12 protein-coding genes are annotated in these 15,592 nt (G+C 59.0%); 10 read left to right on the top strand and 2 right to left on the bottom strand.

The features are described 5' to 3' along the window. The first annotated feature begins 165 nt into the window (after positions 1-165). From puuD to puuE, 5 genes are all read left to right on the top strand, one after another. Positions 166-918: a gamma-glutamyl-gamma-aminobutyrate hydrolase gene (gene puuD / locus EDF75_RS04525; RefSeq protein ID WP_200851418.1), complete on the top strand. Its 753-nt coding sequence runs from the start codon at positions 166-168 to the stop codon at positions 916-918. Positions 919-943: 25 nt separating this feature from the next. Next, positions 944-1,501: an HTH-type transcriptional regulator PuuR gene (puuR, locus tag EDF75_RS04520; protein ID WP_041144904.1), complete on the top strand. Its 558-nt coding sequence runs from the start codon at positions 944-946 to the stop codon at positions 1,499-1,501. A gap of 304 nt (positions 1,502-1,805) precedes the next feature. Continuing rightward, entirely contained in the window at positions 1,806-3,293 is a 1,488-nt protein-coding gene (puuC, locus tag EDF75_RS04515) for an aldehyde dehydrogenase PuuC (RefSeq protein ID WP_133597370.1), read from the top strand. Positions 3,294-3,295: 2 nt separating this feature from the next. Then, the gene (locus EDF75_RS04510) at positions 3,296-4,576 is read left to right on the top strand and encodes an NAD(P)/FAD-dependent oxidoreductase (protein ID WP_133597368.1); all 1,281 of its coding nucleotides are present in this window, start codon (positions 3,296-3,298) and stop codon (positions 4,574-4,576) included. 47 nt (positions 4,577-4,623) lie between these two features. Continuing rightward, entirely contained in the window at positions 4,624-5,889 is a 1,266-nt protein-coding gene (puuE, locus tag EDF75_RS04505; protein WP_133597366.1) for a 4-aminobutyrate transaminase, read from the top strand. Between the two features lie 29 nt (positions 5,890-5,918). Here the strand turns inward: puuE and EDF75_RS04500 are convergent, their stop codons facing one another. Then, positions 5,919-6,884: a LysR substrate-binding domain-containing protein gene (locus EDF75_RS04500; RefSeq protein ID WP_166646118.1), complete on the bottom strand. Its 966-nt coding sequence runs from the start codon at positions 6,882-6,884 to the stop codon at positions 5,919-5,921. A gap of 82 nt (positions 6,885-6,966) precedes the next feature. Between EDF75_RS04500 and EDF75_RS04495 the strand changes: the two genes are divergently transcribed. Further along, on the top strand, positions 6,967-8,052 hold the full coding sequence (locus tag EDF75_RS04495; RefSeq protein ID WP_133597364.1) for a tartrate dehydrogenase: 1,086 nt from the start codon (positions 6,967-6,969) through the stop codon (positions 8,050-8,052). Between the two features lie 115 nt (positions 8,053-8,167). Here the strand turns inward: EDF75_RS04495 and ptsP are convergent, their stop codons facing one another. Beyond that, positions 8,168-10,669: a phosphoenolpyruvate--protein phosphotransferase gene (gene ptsP / locus EDF75_RS04490; RefSeq protein ID WP_133597362.1), complete on the bottom strand. Its 2,502-nt coding sequence runs from the start codon at positions 10,667-10,669 to the stop codon at positions 8,168-8,170. A gap of 309 nt (positions 10,670-10,978) precedes the next feature. On the opposite strand from ptsP, the gene EDF75_RS04485 reads away from it, so the two are divergent. Genes EDF75_RS04485 through EDF75_RS04470 form a run of 4 tightly spaced genes read left to right on the top strand, consistent with a single transcriptional unit; the run spans position 10,979 to position 15,583 of the window. Continuing rightward, a complete protein-coding gene (locus EDF75_RS04485) occupies positions 10,979-12,055 on the top strand; it encodes a PTS fructose transporter subunit EIIC (RefSeq protein WP_133597360.1) in 1,077 nt (358 codons plus the stop codon). 20 nt (positions 12,056-12,075) lie between these two features. Then, a complete protein-coding gene (locus tag EDF75_RS04480) occupies positions 12,076-12,396 on the top strand; it encodes a PTS fructose-like transporter subunit IIB (RefSeq protein ID WP_095096162.1) in 321 nt (106 codons plus the stop codon). A 48-nt stretch (positions 12,397-12,444) separates the two neighbouring features. Continuing rightward, positions 12,445-14,742 carry a formate C-acetyltransferase gene (locus EDF75_RS04475; protein WP_133597358.1) on the top strand — a complete coding sequence of 766 codons (2,298 nt, stop codon included), beginning with the start codon at positions 12,445-12,447 and terminating at the stop codon, positions 14,740-14,742. Beyond that, a complete protein-coding gene (locus EDF75_RS04470; protein WP_133597356.1) occupies positions 14,708-15,583 on the top strand; it encodes a [formate-C-acetyltransferase]-activating enzyme in 876 nt (291 codons plus the stop codon). Before EDF75_RS04475 ends, EDF75_RS04470 begins: the two co-directional genes overlap by 35 nt. The last annotated feature ends 9 nt before the right edge of the window (positions 15,584-15,592 follow it).

Genomic DNA, 15,592 nt, shown 5'->3' with positions numbered 1-15,592 from the left:
ACCCTTCGAATGTGTATGCAAACAAAATGTTTGTCAAATGTTAAATTAAGTTTGCAAACGGCTATTCTCGCTGCTAGATTGAGAAAATATTGAACGATATGGCCTTTTAATACCCTAAATGGTCATAATTTAGTCCACTTTGTGAGGGCGATCATGGAAAATATAATGTACAAGCCAGTTATTGGCGTCGTGATGTGCAGGAACAGGCTTAAGGGTCACCAGACCCAGACCCTGCAGGAGAAGTACCTGAATGCGATTATTAACGCCGGCGGGCTGCCGATTGCCCTGCCGCACGCCCTGGCCGAACCGGAAATGCTTGCCGCGCTGTTACCCAGGCTGGACGGCATCTACCTGCCAGGCAGCCCCAGCAACGTCCAGCCGCACCTTTATGGTGAAAACGGCGATGAGCCTGACGCCGATCCCGGGCGTGATCTTCTGAGCATGGCATTAATTGCCGCCGCACTCGAAAGGCGCATCCCCATTTTCGCCATCTGCCGTGGGTTGCAGGAACTGGTTGTCGCCACCGGCGGGACTCTGTATCGTCGTCTTTTCGAGCAGCCGGAACTGCTTGAACATCGCGAAGACCCCGAGCTTCCGGTAGAGGAGCAGTACGCTCCCTCTCACGAGGTTCAGGTGCAGGAAGGAGGATTACTTTCTCAGTTAATACCGGGCTGCAACACGTTTTGGGTAAACTCGCTACACGGGCAGGGAGCAAAAACATTAGGCCCACGTCTGCGCGTGGAGGCCCGCTCTTCGGACGGGCTGGCGGAAGCGGTCAGCGTTAACGACCACCCTTTCGCGCTGGGCGTACAGTGGCATCCTGAATGGAACAGTAGCGAATACGCCCTGTCGCGTATGTTGTTTGAAGGTTTTATCACCGCCTGTCAGAACCACGTTGCTGAAAAGCAGCGGCTCTGACCACTACAGTTAAGGAAATGCAAATATGAGCGATGACGGACTGGCGCCAGGGAAACGTCTGTCAGCGATCCGGCAACAGCTGGGTCTCTCACAGCGTCGTGCCGCCGAACTGTCTGGGTTAACACATAGTGCCATCAGTACCATAGAGCAGGATAAAGTCAGTCCTGCCATCAGCACGCTGCAAAAGCTGCTGAAAGTCTATGGGCTGTCGCTCTCGGAATTCTTTTCTGAACCAGAAAAACCTGATGAACCGCAGGTGGTTATTAATCAGGATGACCTTATCGAAATGGGTAGTCAGGGCGTTTCGATGAAGCTGGTTCACAACGGAAATCCGAACCGTACGCTGGCGATGATTTTTGAAACTTACCAGCCTGGAACCACCACCGGGGAGAGGATCAAACATCAGGGTGAGGAGATAGGCACCGTACTGGAAGGTGAGGTTGTGCTGATTGTTAACGGTCAGTCGTATCACCTGGTTGCCGGGCAAAGCTATGCCATTAATACCGGCATACCGCACAGCTTCAGCAACACTTCGGCCGGTATTTGCCGAATTATCAGTGCCCATACCCCCACCACGTTTTAATTTTAGCCTGAGCTGGTTTCAGGTTTTCTTCAGGCCCGCGCCGGCGGATGAAATATTTCCGCCGGCGCGAAGAGTACGCAAATAATCTATTTGCGCAGCGCGGTAATATCACTCTCCGCCGGCCTCAATAAAATGCGCCAATAAATAGCGCTGAACGGTATCTGACTCCGGGGAGCATCCGTATCCCAACGCATCGGCTTGCGCACCGGCCGAAGCCGCCCCGTGCTGTCTGAAAATACCGAATATTATTATCCGATTACTTTATGAATACTCTTACCCGCTTATATTATGATGGAGTCTATATATGGATTTTCAGCATCTAAACTACTGGCAGGAAAAAGCAAACAGCCTGCAACCGGAAACCCGTTTATTTATTAATGGTGAATATTGCGCCGCCGCCGATAATAGCACCTTTGAAACCATCGACCCCGCCGCTCAGCAAACGCTGGCCCACGTGGCGCGCGGTAAAAAAGCCGACGTCGAGCTTGCCGTTCAGGCCGCGCGCAGCGTCTTCGATCGCGGCGACTGGTCCCAGGCCTCGCCTGCCCGACGTAAAGCGGTGCTGCATAAATTTGCCGACCTGATGGAAGCCCATCGCGAAGAGCTGGCCCTGCTGGAAACCCTCGACACCGGCAAACCGATTCGCCACAGCCTGCGCGACGATATTCCCGGCGCGGCCCGCGCGATCCGCTGGTACGCCGAGGCTATCGATAAAGTCTATGGCGAAGTTGCCCCGACCGGCGTGAACGAGCTGGCGATGATCGTCCGCGAGCCGATTGGCGTCGTCGCCGCGGTGGTGCCGTGGAACTTCCCCCTGCTGCTGGCCTGCTGGAAGCTGGGCCCGGCGCTGGCGGCCGGCAATAGCGTGATCCTTAAGCCGTCAGAAAAATCGCCGCTCAGCGCGCTGCGCCTTGCCGGGCTGGCAAAAGAGGCCGGGCTGCCGGACGGCGTGCTCAACGTCATCAGCGGCTTCGGCCACGAAGCGGGCCAGGCCCTCTCCCTGCACCCGGACGTTGAGGTCATCACCTTTACCGGCTCGACCCGCACCGGCAAGCAGCTGCTAAAAGATGCCGGCGACAGCAATATGAAGCGCGTGTGGCTGGAGGCCGGCGGCAAAAGCGCCAACATCGTCTTCGCCGACTGCCCCGATCTGCAAAAAGCGGTGAACGCCACCGCCGGAGGCATCTTCTACAACCAGGGCCAGGTGTGCATCGCCGGCACCCGCCTGCTGGTGGAAGAGAGCATCGCCGACGAGTTTCTCGCGCGTCTGCAGGAGCAGGCGAGCCTCTGGCAGCCGGGCAACCCGCTCGATCCGAATACCACCATGGGGATGCTTATCGACAACACCCACGCCGATAGCGTTCACAGCTTTATTCGCGCCGGAGAGAGCAAAAGCACCCTGCTGCTCGACGGGCGCAAAAACCCGTGGCCGGCGGCCATTGGGCCAACCATTTTTGTCGACGTCGATCCCGCCTCGACCATCAGCCGGGAAGAGATCTTCGGCCCGGTCCTGGTGGTGACCCGCTTCAAAACGGAAGAAGAAGCGCTGCAGCTGGCCAACGACAGCCGCTACGGCCTCGGCGCCGCGGTGTGGACCCGCGATCTCTCCCGCGCCCACCGCCTGAGCCGCCGCCTGAAGGCCGGCTCGGTCTTCGTCAACAACTATAACGATGGTGATATGACCGTACCTTTCGGCGGCTACAAGCAGAGCGGAAACGGACGCGATAAGTCCCTGCATGCGCTGGAAAAATTCACCGAACTGAAAACCATCTGGATTGCTCTGGAGTCTTAATCATGACCGAACATACCACCAGCTATTACGCCGCCAGCGCCAACGCCTACGAGCCGTTCCCGACGCTGGATGAATCCATCAGCTGCGACGTCTGCGTCGTCGGCGGCGGCTATACCGGCCTCTCCTCGGCCCTGCATCTTGCGGAACTGGGCTATGACGTGGTGCTGCTGGAAGGTGCGCGCATCGGCTTCGGCGCCAGCGGGCGCAACGGCGGCCAGCTGGTTAACTCCTACAGCCGCGATATCGACGTGATTGAACGCACCTACGGTCCGGATGCGGCAAAAATGCTGGGCAGCATGATGTTTGAGGGCGGGGAAATTATCCGCGAGCGCATCAAGCGCTATCAGATTGCCTGCGACTACCGTCCCGGCGGCCTGTTTGTGGCGATGAACCCTAAGCAGATGGAGACGCTGGAGGAGCAAAAAGAGAACTGGGAGCGCTACGGCAATAGCCAGCTGGAGCTGCTGGACGCCAGCGCTATCCGTCGCGAAGTCAACAGCGATCGCTACACCGGCGCGCTGCTCGACCGCAGCGGCGGTCATATTCATCCCCTGAATCTGGCTATCGGCGAAGCGGATGCCATTCGCCTCAACGGCGGCCGGGTGTACGAACAGTCGCCGGTCACGCAGATCCAGCACACCAGCCCGGCGGTGGTCAGCACCGCCCGCGGCCAGGTCACCGCGCGCTACGTTATCGTCGCCGGTAACGCCTATCTCGGCGATAAGCTCGAGCCGGAGCTGGCGAAGCGCAGCATGCCCTGCGGCACCCAGGTGGTCACCACCGAGCCGCTCTCCGAGGAGCTCGCGCGCTCGCTGATCCCGCAGAACTACTGCGTGGAGGACTGCAACTACCTGCTGGATTACTACCGCTTAACCGGCGATAACCGCCTGCTCTACGGCGGCGGCGTGGTCTACGGCGCCCGCGACCCGGACGACGTTGAGCGTCTGATTATGCCCAAGCTGCTGAAAACCTTCCCCCAGCTGAAGGGCGTGAAGATCGACTACCGCTGGACCGGCAACTTCCTGCTGACCCTGTCGCGGATGCCGCAGTTCGGCCGTCTCGATAAGAACATTTACTACATGCAGGGCTACAGCGGCCACGGCGTCACCTGTACGCATCTCGCCGGCAGGCTGATTTCCGAGCTTCTGCGCGGCGATGCCGAGCGCTTCGACGCCTTCGCCAAACTGCCGCACTACCCATTCCCGGGCGGGCGCAGCCTGCGCATTCCGTTCACCGCGATGGGCGCCGCCTACTACAGCCTGCGCGATCGCCTCGGGGTGTAAGCCTCCGCGCCGGTCAACGTCATTAATTTTGCTAAAAGGTGTTAAACATGAGCAACAGCGAATTTCATCAGCGTCGTCTTGCAGCGACCCCGCGCGGCGTGGGCGTGATGTGCAACTTCTTTGCCCAATCGGCGCAAAACGCCACCCTGACCGACGTTGAAGGTCGGGATTACATCGACTTTGCCGCCGGCATCGCCGTGCTGAATACCGGGCATCGTCATCCGGAGCTGGTCGCCGCCGTGCAGCAGCAGCTGCAGCAGTTTACCCATACCGCCTACCAGATTGTGCCCTACGAGAGCTACGTCGCGCTGGCCGAGAAGCTTAACGAGCTGGCGCCGGTGCGCGGCCCGGCCAAAACCGCCTTCTTTTCTACCGGCGCCGAAGCGGTAGAAAACGCGATTAAAATTGCCCGCGCCCATACCGGACGCCCCGGCGTTATCGCCTTTGGCGGCGGCTTCCACGGCCGCACCTACATGACGATGGCGCTGACCGGTAAAGTTGCGCCCTATAAGCTGGGCTTCGGGCCGTTCCCCGGCTCCGTCTACCACGTCCCCTATCCGTCGGCCCTGCACGGCATCACCACCCAGGACGCGCTGACCGCCATCGAGCGCCTGTTTAAGGCCGATATTGAAGCCAAACAGGTGGCGGCGATTATTTTTGAACCGGTACAGGGTGAAGGCGGTTTTAACGTCGCGCCGAAAGAGCTGGTCGCCGCCGTTCGCCGCCTCTGCGACGAGCACGGCATCGTGATGATCGCCGATGAGGTGCAGAGCGGCTTTGCCCGTACCGGTAAGCTGTTCGCGATGGATCACTATGTCGACAAGCCGGATCTGATGACCATGGCGAAGAGCCTGGCGGGCGGCATGCCGCTCTCTGGGGTGGTCGGCAACGCGCAGATTATGGACGCCCCGGCGCCGGGCGGATTAGGCGGCACCTATGCCGGTAACCCGCTGGCGGTGGCCGCCGCCCACGCGGTGCTTAACATCATTGATAAAGAGGGGCTGTGCGCCCGCGCCACCGCCCTCGGCGAGCGCCTGACGGCAAGCCTGGAAGAGGCAAAGGCCTGGTGTCCGGGGCTGGCTGAAGTGCGCGGCGTGGGTTCGATGGTTGCCGCCGAGTTCGTCGACCCGACAAGCGGCGAGCCTTCGCCGGCGCTGGCGCAGGAGATCCAGCGTCGGGCGCTGGAGCAGGGCCTGCTGCTGCTGACCTGCGGCCAGTACGGCAACGTGATACGCTTCCTCTATCCGCTGACCATCCCGGACGCGCAGTTCGCCAGCGCGCTGGCCATTTTGCACAACGTGACCCGCCCGTAACGCCCTCGGCCGGCGGCCACCGCCGTCGGCTATTTCACCTCGCCGCTGACCATGCGCTGCTGCGGATCTTGCTGGGGATAGTGCTGCTGAAAATAGTGGCGCAAAAACTCCACGGTAGCGCGAATTTTAGCTGAGGTCGCCAGCCGCGACACGTATACCGCCCAGACGTTGGCGGGCTGGTAATAGTCCGGCAGCACGTGAACCAAATGGCCGCTGGCGATATTTTCATTCACGTCCCACCAGGAGCGTAAAGCGATCCCCTGACCGTCAAGGCACCACTGATGCACAATTTCGCCGTGGTTCGACGACAGCGGGCCGGTGACCTTAATCGCCCTTTCCCCCTCTTTACCCTGCAGCTGCCACACGCCGAAGGGCCGATCGCGCTCTTTAATCACCAGGCACGGCAAGGCCGCCAGATCGCTGAGCTGTTTAGGCTGCGGATAACGCGCCAGAAAGCCCGGAGAGGCGCAGAGAATGCGCTGATTGCTCGCCAGCTTGCGGGCAATCAGGTTCGGAGCAATATCGTCCCCTACCCGAATATCTAAATCCACGCCTTCGTTGACCAGATCCACCAGCCGGTCTTCGACATCAAAGCGCAGCTCCAGCTGAGGGTACTGCGAGGCCAGCGCCGACAGCGCGGGAGCCACCACCCGTCGGCCAAAGCCAAAGCTGCTGATAATGCGCAGCGTACCCTGCGGGACCTGACGGACGTCGGAGAGCTCGTCGAGCATCTGATCGACATCCTGCAAAATGCGCTGCGCCCATTCGTAGATGCGCTCGCCCTCTTCGGTGATGGCGACACGCCGCGTGGTGCGGTGCAAGAGCGCCACGTGCAGGGTCTGCTCAAGCAGGGAAATTCGCTTGCTGACGAAGGCCGGGGAGACGCCCAGCTCTTCGGCGGCGGCGGCAAAACCGGCGCGGCGGGCGACCAGCATAAACACGCGTAAATCATTTAGCAGCGGCAGATTGTTCATGATCTGTGTTTTATGTTTCACCAGTTGGCATGATTAATTATGAACCAGTCAATTATAGGATAGAGGGGAAGTCAATTTCGCAGGCCAACAAATGAGAACCCGTATGAAGAAAACCTGGCGCATTGCCGCCATTCCCGGCGACGGTATTGGTAAGGAAGTTCTGCCCGAAGGTATTCGCGTGTTGCAGGCCGCGGCCGAGCGCTGGGACCTGGCGCTCAGCTTTGAGCAGATTGACTGGGCGAGCTGCGACTACTATGCCCGCCACGGCAAAATGATGCCGGACGACTGGCATGCTCAGCTCAAAGAATTCGACGCCATCTATTTCGGCGCCGTCGGCTGGCCCGATACCGTGCCGGATCACGTCTCCCTGTGGGGATCGCTGCTGAAGTTTCGCCGCGAGTTCGATCAGTACGTCAACCTGCGCCCGGTGCGCCTGTTCGCCGGCGTCCCCTGCCCGCTGGCGGGGAAAAAGGCCGGTGACATCGACTTCTACGTGGTGCGTGAGAATACCGAAGGCGAGTATTCGTCCCTCGGCGGGCGCGTGAACCCGGGCACCGAGCACGAGGTGGTGATCCAGGAGTCGGTGTTCACCCGCCGCGGCGTCGATCGCATTCTGCGCTACGCCTTTGAGCTGGCGCAGAGCCGGCCGCGCAGAACCCTGACCTCGGCGACCAAGTCCAACGGTCTGGCCATCAGCATGCCTTACTGGGACGAGCGGGTTGAGGCGATGGCGCAGGGCTACCCGGAGATCCGCTGGGACAAGCAGCATATCGATATTCTCTGCGCCCGCTTCGTGCTGCAGCCCGAGCGCTTTGACGTGGTGGTCGCTTCCAATCTGTTTGGCGATATTCTCTCCGATCTCGGCCCGGCCTGTACCGGCACCATCGGTATCGCCCCTTCGGCAAACCTCAACCCCGAGCGCACCTTCCCGTCGCTATTTGAGCCGGTCCACGGCTCGGCGCCGGATATTTATGGCAAAAATATCGCCAACCCGATAGCGACTATCTGGGCCGGGGCGATGATGCTTGATTTCCTCGGGGCGGGCGACGCGCGCTACGAAGCGGCGCACGGCGGTATTCTGGCAGCGATTGAGCAGGTTATCGCCAGCGGGCCAAAAACGCCGGATATGCAGGGCGCGGCCTCAACTCAGCAGGTTAGCGAAGCGATTTGTCAGGCCATTCTGCGTTAAGTGCAGCAGATAAAATAGATGCCGCGTCGCTGACGCGGCCTGTCCCTCGAAGACGCCGGGCTCTGGTATCTGCTTTTTTCCGTTCCCTAGCCGGGACCGCAGAGTCCGTAGCGCTTTACAGTTCGAGTTCGCGGTGTAGCAGTTCAGCAATAGCTTCGCTGCTCTGCGCCGTGACCAGCGAGTTTCTGAACGCTTCATGCATAATGCGCCGCGCCAGACGGGAGAAAATTCGCATATGCTGGTCGCCGGCGGCGTGCTTATTCAGCGTCAGCATAATGACAAACTGCACCTCGTCCTCTCCCCACGCCACCGGCTCAGCCAGGCGGGCAACGCTGATGGTGGATTGTTCGATATGTTCCGACTTGCTGTGTGGAATGGCGAAACTGAAGCCCAACCCGGTGGAGAACACCGCCTCCCGCGCCCAGAGATCGGCCTCCAGCTTGCGCGGATACCGGCAGCGGCCCGCCAGCAGAAGGTTGTCAGTCATGCCTTTAATCACCTCCTCTTTGCTGCGCCAGTCTCTGTTCAGGATGATGCATTGGCTGGCGATCAGCGGGGCGTCCTGCTGGGTCATACGGAACTGGGCCAGCAGATGCTCCACTTCCAGCGAGGTTCGGCACTGCATCGCCTGGTTCAGCAGCTGGCGACACGCCCGGCTGTCGAGCTGCGCCAGGCGCGATTTAGCTGCCGGAATTGACGGCGAGCTCATGCTCAGCTCATCCATTCCGAGGCCGACCAGCAGCGGCAAAACGGAGCCCTTCGCGCCCAGCTCGCCGCAAAGACCGATCCACTTTCCCTGGCGATGCACGGCCTGAACCGCGTAGTCCAGCGCGCGTAAAAAAGCGGGGTTGAGGCTGTTATAGTGGCGCGTCACCTTCGCGTTATCGCGGTCTACCGCCAGCAAATATTGCGTCAGGTCATTACTCCCGATACTAAAGAAATCGACCTCTTCGCAGCACTGATCGATGATAAACATCACCGACGGCACCTCCAGCATGATGCCGAGCGGGATCTTCTCATCAAACGGGATATGCTCGTCGCGCAGCGATTGCCTGGCTTCCGCCAGCCGATCTTTCACCCATAGAATCTCCTCCATCGACGAAATCATCGGGATCATGATTTTCAGCGAACCGTGCGCGGAGGCGCGCAGAATGGCCCTGAGCTGGGTATGAAACAGCGCCTGATACTCTTCATAAATCCGCACCGCGCGGTAGCCGAGGAACGGATTGTTTTCAGCCGGAATATTCAGATAGGGCACCGGCTTATCTCCGCCGATATCCATCGTGCGGATGATGATGCTGCGCCCACAGGCCGGCTCCAGCGCCTGGCAGAAAATATTATAGAGCTCGGACTCGGACGGCGCGCCGGGCCGGTCCATATACAGCATTTCGGTGCGGAACAAACCCACCGATTGCGCCCCGTTATTGAATGCCACAGCGGCTTCAACGGAGTGCGCGATATTTGCCGCCACCTCCAGACGCAGGCCGTCTTTGGTCTGCCCTTCCTTATCCAGCCACGCCTGCTGCTGGCTATGCACCTGCGCCTGAACCCAGGCCTCCTGCTGATAATAGCGCGCGACCGCCTCATCAGGATTGACCACCAGCAGCCCGGCGTTGCCGTCGATATGCACCGCCTGGCCGACCCAGGGGAGCAGCGCGTCCATATCGACGCCAACCAGCGTGGGAATATTAAACGAACGCGCCAGAATCACGGTATGCGAGGTGGTCCCGCCGCTGCGCAGCAGCAGGCCTTTGAGCAGGGTCTTGTCCAGTTCAAGAAACTGGCCGGGCGTTAGCTCTTCTGCCAGACAAACAGACGGCGCGTTGAGCTGACCCGGCGCCGAAAAACGGGCCTCGCCGTAGATATGCTGCAGCAGCTGAAAGCAGATATCGCGGACGTCGAGCACCCTTTCCTGCAGGTAGCTATTCGCGGATTCGCTAAACCGGGAGCAGAAGTGCTCGCCGCTGGCAACAACCGCCTGCGCGCAGCTCAATCCGCCAAGCAGCCCGTCGAGCAGATGCTGGCGCAAGGAGGCATCGGTCGCCAGAGAACGATGCGCTTCAAGGATGGCGCCGGCGGTACCGTCGTTGTCCAGCAGGCGGAATTCGATATTCCTGACCAGGAGCAGCAATCCCTTATCCAGCATCGCCTGCTCCTCTTCGATACTGCCGGCAGCGGGCAGCGGCCCGAGGTCGCTAAGCTCAAGGGATTTCAGATGACTGAGCCTGCCTCCCGCGCTCCCTCCACAGACGGGCTGGCCGCGAAAGAGCGTCGGGTTCAGGCGGGAAAGCGATTCAGGGACCGGCTGCACGTCCATGCTGTTTACCATTGCCAGCGGCGCATCGCAGTGCGGAAACTCCTCCACAATAAACGTCGACAGCGCGGCAAACGCCTGCTGCTCGTCATCGCCGCAGATGATTAACTGGCACTCGTCCCCCTTAATCGTATCGGTACCGATGATGGCCAGCGCGCTTTTCGCATTCCCGCGCCTTCCGCTGCGCGTATTCAGCCAGTCAACGGTGGACGAAAAGGTATTACAGCGCGTTTCGACCAGACTGGCCGGGCGGGCGTGAACGCCATTCGACAAATCGCATATGAATTTAATGACCAGAGCCATCGCCTTTCTCCTGAGCAATACGTTAGTTACCCAAAAGGTAAAGAAAGAACCCTGACGGCACTACGCGAAATAACTCTTAATTACTGGACTATTGTACACAGCATTCTTTTTCATGCCTGCGGTCACAAATGCGGCGTATAAATTGGTTTTATACCCGCCAGCGCTAAGATTTGAGGTGGATCGCAATTTTATTCTCACCTTACAAATATCCAGTAAATGCACTTTTTCTCTTCTATTTTCTGTACCGCCATTTTCCTACTGTTGAGACATCAATACCGTCACGAGCGAGAGCACGCTCAGGAGCAAGCAATGAACGAACTGGTGCAAATACTAAAAAATACACGCCAGCATCTCATGACCGGCGTTTCACATATGATCCCCTTCGTGGTCTCCGGCGGCATCCTGCTCGCCATCTCCGTCATGCTGTACGGCAAGGGCGCGGTCCCGGATGTCGCGACCGATCCGAATCTGAAAAAACTGTTTGATATTGGCGTCGCCGGTTTGACGCTGATGGTGCCCTTTCTGGCGGCGTATATCGGCTACTCCATTGCGGACCGCGCGGCTCTGGCGCCCTGCGCCATCGGGGCGTGGGTAGGCAACAGCTTTGGCGCCGGCTTCTTTGGCGCGCTGATCGCCGGGATGATCGGCGGTCTGGCGGTCTATTACCTCAAGAAGATCCCGGTCCACAAGGTGCTGCGCTCGGTGATGCCCATTTTTGTCATCCCGATCGTCGGCACCTTTATTACCGCCGGGATCATGATGTGGGGTTTAGGCGAGCCCGTCGGTGCGCTGACCGCCAGCCTCACCGGATGGCTCCAGGGAATGCGCGAGGGCAGTATTGTCCTGCTCGCCATCATTATGGGCCTGATGCTGGCCTTCGACATGGGCGGCCCGGTGAATAAAGTGGCTTACGCCTTTATGCTGATTTGCGTCTCCCAGGGCATTTACAGCGTCGTGGCGATTGCCGCCGTCGGTATCGCCGTTCCGCCGCTTGGCATGGGGCTGGCAACGCTTGTCGGCCGCAAATATTTCAGCGCCGAAGAGCGTGAGACCGGCAAAGCCGCGCTGGTGATGGGCTGCGTAGGCGTCTCCGAAGGCGCCATCCCCTTTGCCGCCGCCGACCCGCTGCGGGTGATCCCCTCAATTATGATTGGCGCCGCCAGCGGCTGCGTCACCACCGCCCTGCTCGGCGTGCAGTGCTATGCCGGCTGGGGCGGGCTAATCGTGCTGCCGGTCGTGCAGGGTAAAGGCGGATTTATCGCTGGCCTGCTGGTCGGCGCATGCGTCGCCGCCGCCTGCGTCATTACTCTTAAAGCGCTGACAAAAAAGAAAACGCCGGCCGCTAAAGCCGATGACGAGCTGGATCTTGATTTCGAAATTAACTGAGAAGCAGAGAGGATAATTCTATGACCCACATTATTGCCGTCACCGCCTGCCCGTCGGGAGTAGCGCATACCTATATGGCCGCCGAGTCACTGGAGAGCGCCGCCAAAGCGAAAGGCTGGCAGATAAAAGTCGAGACCCAGGGCTCTATCGGGATCGAAAACGAACTGACGGCGGAGGATGTCGCCCGCGCCGATATGGTCATCCTGACCAAGGATATCGGCATCAAGTTTGAAGAGCGCTTTTCCGGTAAAACCATCGTCCGCGTCAATATCAGCGATGCGGTGAAACGCGCGGAGGCCATCATGCAAAAAATCGACGGCCATCTTGCACAGAAAGCCTGAACAGAGCGGAGCGCCCTGGCGCTCCGCCGGACTAACATGGAGTTTGTCATGACGAATCGTACTCAACGCTTAAAAGACAGTTTGTTCGCCCAGCCGCGGGAGATCTCGCTTGAGCGGGCGCTGCTGTATACCGCAAGCCACAAACAGACGGCGGGTGAGCCGGTGCTATTACGCCGGGCGAAAGCCACCGCGTGGATCCTTGACCATGTGCAGATCTCGATTCGTGAGGATGAACTCATTGTGGGCAACCGCACGGTCAAGCCGCGAGCCGGGATCGCCTCCCCGGAAATGGACCCTTACTGGTTACTGAACGAACTGGACAGCTTCGCCTCTCGCCCCCAGGATCGTTTTGTCATCAGCGAAGAAGATAAACGCATTTACCGCGAAGCGCTGTTTCCTTACTGGGAAAAGCGCTCGATGAAAGACTTTATTAACGCCCGGATGACCGATGAGGTCAAAGCGGCCGTCAGCACCCAGATTTTCAGCGTCAACCAGACCGATAAGGGCCAGGGCCATATCATTATCGACTACCCCCGGCTGCTCAATAATGGCCTCGCGGCACTGGTTGCAGAACTACGGGCGGCGGCCGAAAGCGCGCCACGCAACCACTTCTATCAGGCCGCGCTGATTCTGCTGGAGGCCTCGCAGCGGCACATTCTGCGCTATGCGCTGCTGGCCGAGGAGATGGCCGCCGCCTGCAGCGACGCTAAGCGGCGTCAGGAGCTCGCCGCAATCGCCGCGATCTCCCGGCATAACTCGGTTCATCGCCCGGAGGATTTCTACCAGGCCTGTCAGCTGTTCTGGCATATGAATATTATTTTGCAGCATGAATCTAACGCCAGCTCCCTCTCGCTGGGGCGCTTCGACCAGTACATGCTGCCGTTCTATCAGACATCGTTAAATCGGGGCCAGGACCCGGCTTTCCTGCAGGAACTGCTGGAGTCATTGTGGGTCAAGTGCAACGATATCGTCCTGCTGCGCTCGTCAAGCAGCGCTCGCTATTTTGCCGGCTTCCCGACCGGCTATACCGCGTTGCTCGGCGGGCTGAGCGAGACCGGACGCAGCGCGGTGAACGTACTCTCGTTTCTGGCTCTTGATGCGTATCAGAAAGTCCGGCTACCGCAGCCTAATCTTGGCGTCCGCGTCAATGAGCTGATCGACCGTCCGTTCCTGCGCAAGACCGCAGAAACGATCCGCCTGGGTACCGGTATCCCGCAGGTTTTTAATGATGAAGTCGTAATTCCGGCGTTTTTGAATCGCGGGGTATCGCTTGAGGATGCTCGCGACTACGCCGTCGTCGGCTGCGTTGAGCTGTCGATCCCCGGGCGAACATACGGGCTGCACGATATTGCGATGTTTAACCTGCTCAAGGTGATGGAGATCGTAATCCTGGAGAATGAAGGCAATCCCGATGTGAGCTGGAACGGGCTGCTCAACCAAATCCGCGAAAAAATTCGCTACTACATCAAGCTGATGATTAACGGCAGCAATATTTGCGATATCGGCCATCGCGACCAGGCGCCGGTTCCCCTGCTGTCCTCTTTTATTCTGGACTGTATTGAACGCGGTAAAGATATCACCGAGGGCGGAGCGCGCTATAACTTCTCCGGCGTGCAGGGCATTGGTATCGCCAACCTCAGCGACTCTTTGCATGCGCTTAAGGGAATGGTGTTCGAGCAGCAGCGGATGAGTTTTGATGAGCTCATTCAGGTTCTTAAGGCCAACTTCAAAACTCCGGAAGGGGAAAAGATCCGCGCGCGGCTGATTAACCGTTTTGAAAAATATGGCAATGATATCGATAAAGTCGACAATATCAGCGCCGATTTACTGCGTTTTTACTGTAAAGAAGTCGAGCAGTATCTCAACCCGCGCGGCGGACATTTCACGCCGGGTTCCTACACCGTCTCAGCGCACGTGCCCCTGGGGTCAGTGGTCGGCGCAACGCCCGACGGTCGTCTGGCCGGCGATCAGCTAGCCGACGGCGGGCTTTCGCCAATGGTCGGCCAGGACTCTCAAGGGCCGACGGCGGTACTAAAATCCGTCAGCAAGCTGGATAACTATCTTTTATCCAACGGTACGCTGCTTAACGTGAAGTTTACGCCGGCTACCCTTGCCGGTGACGGCGGCCTCAATAAGCTGGCTGACTTTTTGCAGGCATTCAGCAAGCTCAAGCTTCAGCATATCCAGTTCAACGTGGTCAATGCCGATACCCTGCGCGAAGCGCAGCAGCGTCCCCAGGATTTCGCAGGCCTGGTGGTGCGCGTAGCGGGTTACAGCGCCTTCTTTGTCGAGCTATCAAAGGAGATTCAGGATGACATTATCCACCGCACCGCGCATCAGCTGTGAGGTTCTGGAGACGCGCGCCGATCGGGCGCGCATTTTTAACATCCAGCGCTACTCGCTGAACGATGGCCTGGGGATCAGGACGGTGGTCTTTTTTAAAGGCTGCCCGCACGTCTGTCCGTGGTGTGCCAACCCGGAATCTATCTCCACTAAAATAGAGACCGTACGCCGGGAGAGCAAATGCCTGCGCTGTACGCGCTGCCAGCAGGATGTCGAAGAGTGCCCCTCCGGCGCATGGGAGCAAATCGGCCGCGACGTGACGCTGAATAATTTAGTTAAGGAAGTCCTCAAGGATGACGTTTTCTTTCGCGCCTCCGGCGGCGGCGTCACCTTGTCAGGCGGCGAAGTATTAATGCAGGCCGGGTTTGCAACCCGCTTCCTGCAAACCTTACGCCAGCTGGGAATACGCACGGCGATTGAAACGGCCGGCGACGCGGCGTTCAGCCGCTTTTACCCGCTCGCCAGGCAGTGCGATGAGGTGCTGTTCGATCTGAAAATCATGGATACCGGTCGCGCGCAGGCTCAGCTGCGGATCGATGTACCGCGGGTGCTAGATAATTTCAGCAGGCTGGTGGAGAAGCGCATTCGGGTTATTCCCAGGGTACCGCTCATTCCCGGGTATACGCTTAGCGAAGAGAATTTCCGGCAAATCCTGGCGTTTCTGGCGCCATTTAAGCTTCCTGAAATACATCTTCTACCGTTCCATCAATATGGCGAGCCTAAATACGCGCTGCTCGGCAGGAAGTGGTCGATGGCGACAATTAAGGCCCCGGACGCGTCACAGATTGAGCCATTCAGGATTATGGCTGAGAAAGCGGGTTTTCGCGTCACCATCGGCGGTTAGCGCCTGGAG

Origin of the sequence: Klebsiella sp. BIGb0149 (assembly GCF_004362605.1) — a bacterium.
In the GTDB taxonomy this organism is placed as follows: Bacteria; Pseudomonadota; Gammaproteobacteria; order Enterobacterales; family Enterobacteriaceae; genus Klebsiella; species Klebsiella terrigena.
The sequence above is the reverse complement of the archived record's forward strand: the minus strand, read 5'-3'. Positions and strand labels throughout refer to the sequence as shown.

Bases quoted from the DNA above. Each gene is read 5' to 3' on its own strand.
- EDF75_RS04475 (WP_133597358.1), top strand. From the start codon at position 12,445: ATGACGAATCGTACTCAACGCTTAAAAGACAGTTTGTTCGCCCAGCCG.
- ptsP (WP_133597362.1), bottom strand. From the start codon at position 10,669: ATGGCTCTGGTCATTAAATTCATATGCGATTTGTCGAATGGCGTTCAC.
- EDF75_RS04495 (WP_133597364.1), top strand. From the start codon at position 6,967: ATGAAGAAAACCTGGCGCATTGCCGCCATTCCCGGCGACGGTATTGGT.
- EDF75_RS04510 (WP_133597368.1), top strand. From the start codon at position 3,296: ATGACCGAACATACCACCAGCTATTACGCCGCCAGCGCCAACGCCTAC.
- puuE (WP_133597366.1), top strand. From the start codon at position 4,624: ATGAGCAACAGCGAATTTCATCAGCGTCGTCTTGCAGCGACCCCGCGC.
- puuC (WP_133597370.1), top strand. From the start codon at position 1,806: ATGGATTTTCAGCATCTAAACTACTGGCAGGAAAAAGCAAACAGCCTG.
- EDF75_RS04485 (WP_133597360.1), top strand. From the start codon at position 10,979: ATGAACGAACTGGTGCAAATACTAAAAAATACACGCCAGCATCTCATG.
- puuD (WP_200851418.1), top strand. From the start codon at position 166: ATGTACAAGCCAGTTATTGGCGTCGTGATGTGCAGGAACAGGCTTAAG.
- puuR (WP_041144904.1), top strand. From the start codon at position 944: ATGAGCGATGACGGACTGGCGCCAGGGAAACGTCTGTCAGCGATCCGG.
- EDF75_RS04470 (WP_133597356.1), top strand. From the start codon at position 14,708: ATGACATTATCCACCGCACCGCGCATCAGCTGTGAGGTTCTGGAGACG.
- EDF75_RS04480 (WP_095096162.1), top strand. From the start codon at position 12,076: ATGACCCACATTATTGCCGTCACCGCCTGCCCGTCGGGAGTAGCGCAT.